2 protein-coding genes are annotated in these 2,519 nt (G+C 65.9%); both read left to right on the plus strand.

Annotated features, from left to right (window positions below; all coding sequences use genetic code 11):
- Positions 1 to 237 (plus strand): YncE family protein (locus RUW20_RS05965; protein WP_409559314.1); only part of this gene is annotated, 237 nt, incomplete at its 5' end.
- Between the two features lie 69 nt (positions 238 to 306).
- Positions 307 to 2,519 (plus strand): heavy metal translocating P-type ATPase (locus tag RUW20_RS05970; RefSeq protein WP_409559315.1); only part of this gene is annotated, 2,213 nt, incomplete at its 3' end.

The following is a 2,519-nucleotide window of genomic DNA, read 5'->3' on the forward strand; positions in this document are numbered from 1 at the left end:
GTCAGCCTGATCTCGGAGGACAAGCTGGTGGCACTCGATCCGCAGACCGACGTGCGCCGTGTCGTGCCACTCACGCCCGCGCCATATCACCTTGGTGCCGTGCGCGGCACTGGCAAGCTCTACGTCTCCAGCCGCAAGGAACCCAAGATCTGGGTGGTGGACCAGAGTTCGCTGGAGCTACTGGACACCATCCAGTTACCCGGCGGCGAAGGGCATCAACTGGCCATCGTCCGCTGAAAAAAACCGTTGACCTTTGAGCGACACACAGGTCCAAGCTGACAGCAGGACATTTTGGAGAGGATTGCCATGAACACGAATGCAAGGTCGAACGGGCAAGGCCACCATCATCCGCAGCCCGGGCATTCGCACGCCACACAGGGCTTGCACGATGACCACGAGGCGAGCGGCGTCACGACGGTGAAGGATCCGGTATGCGGCATGTCCGTCACGCTGGGGACTGGCAAGCCAAGCCTCGAACACGACGGGGAAATGGTTCATTTCTGCTCACAGAAATGTCACGACAAGTTCGCGGCGAACCCTGCGCCCTACCTGCCCGGAGCGCACAAGGAGGAAGCGCCTGCCGTGCCTGCAGGCACGCAGTACACCTGTCCGATGCACCCCGAAATCGTTCGCGACGCCCCCGGCGATTGCCCGAAATGCGGCATGGCGCTGGAGCCAATGGGCGTCCCCTCTGGCGACGAAGGCCCCAACCTCGAGCTGGTCGATTTCCGGCGCCGATTCGCGATCGGCGCGGTGCTGACCGTGCCGCTGCTGGTGCTGACCATGGGCCCCTTCCTCGGCCTCGGTTTCGTCCGCGACGCGCTCGGCGAGCGCACCGCGCTGTGGGTCGAATTGTTTCTGGCGACGCCGGTGGTGCTCTGGGCCGGCTGGCCGTTCTTCGTTCGCGGCGTCAAGTCGGTGGTCAATCGCAGCCTCAACATGTTCACACTGATCGGCATGGGCGTCGGCTCGGCGTATCTCTTCAGCGTCGTCGCGCTCCTCGCGCCGGGCTTGTTCCCGGCTGGCTTTCGCGATGCGCAGGGACACGTCGGAGTGTACTTTGAAGCCGGCGCGGTGATCATCGTCCTGGTCCTGCTCGGCCAGGTGATGGAGCTTGGCGCACGTGAGCGCACCGGCTCGGCGATCCGCGCCCTCCTCGACCTCGCCGCCAAAACGGCGCGCGTGATCCGTGCCGACGGGCGCGAGGAGGAAATTCCGCTTGAGGAAGTTGTCGTCGGCGACCATGTGCGGGTGCGACCGGGCGACAAGGTGCCGGTCGATGGCCTGGTGATCGAAGGCCGTTCTTCGATCGACGAGTCGATGATCTCCGGCGAAGCGGTGCCGGTCGAAAAGGTCGCCGGCGACCCAGTCACCGGGGCGACGATCAACGGCACCGGCTCGCTGATCGTCGAAGCGAAGCGGGTCGGCGGCGACACTGTGCTCAGCCAGATCGTCGACATGGTTGCCAACGCGCAACGCTCGCGCGCGCCTATCCAGAAGTTCGCCGACTCGGTCGCCGGCAAGTTCGTTCCAGCGGTGATCGGCATCGCCATCCTGGCGTTCATCGCCTGGGCGATCTGGGGACCGGCACCGGCGCTGTCCTACGGGCTGGTATCGGCGGTGGCCGTGCTGATCATCGCCTGCCCTTGTGCTCTCGGCCTGGCGACGCCGATGTCGATCATGACCGCCACCGGCCGTGGCGCGCAGGCGGGCGTGCTGATCAAGAACGCCGAGGCCCTCGAACGCTTTGCCAAGGTCGATACACTGATCGTCGACAAGACCGGCACGCTGACCGTCGGCAAGCCGAAGCTGGTGGCGGTACTGCCCGCCGCCGGTCACCAGGAAGCCGAGGTATTGCGCCTTGCCGCCAGCCTCGAACGTGGCTCGGAACATCCGCTGGCCGAGGCGATCGTCAGCGGAGCGGAAGAACGCGGCGTCGAACTGGCCAAGGCCGAGGAATTCGAGGCGATCACCGGCAAGGGCGTCAAAGGCGTGGTCGATGGCCAGGCTGTTGCCCTGGGCAATGCGGCGCTGCTTACCGAACTGGGCCTGGATGGCGGCGCGTCCAGTGCGTTCGTCGAGGCGGCAAACGCTCGCCGCGACGAGGGCGAAACAGTGATGTTCGTCCTCATTGGCAGCGAAGTCGCTGGCCTGGTGAGCGTCGCCGACCCGATCAAGGAGACCACGCTCGAAGCGCTCAAGGCGCTCCATGCCGAGGGTCTGCAGATCATCATGGCCACCGGCGACAATGAGCGCACCGCCCGCGCCGTCGCCGGGCGCCTCGGTATTGATGAAATCCGTGCCGACGTCCTGCCCGCGGACAAGGCACGCATCATCAAGGAACTGCAGGCCAAAGGCCACAAGGTGGCGATGGCCGGCGACGGCGTGAACGACGCCCCGGCGCTGGCCCAGGCCGATGTCGGTATCGCCATGGGTACCGGTGCCGACGTCGCCATCGAGAGCGCCGGATTCACGCTGGTCAAGGGCGATCTGAACGGCATCGTGCGGGCGCGCCGCCT

The organism is Accumulibacter sp. (assembly GCF_032229525.1).
Classification (GTDB): domain Bacteria; phylum Pseudomonadota; class Gammaproteobacteria; order Burkholderiales; family Rhodocyclaceae; genus Accumulibacter.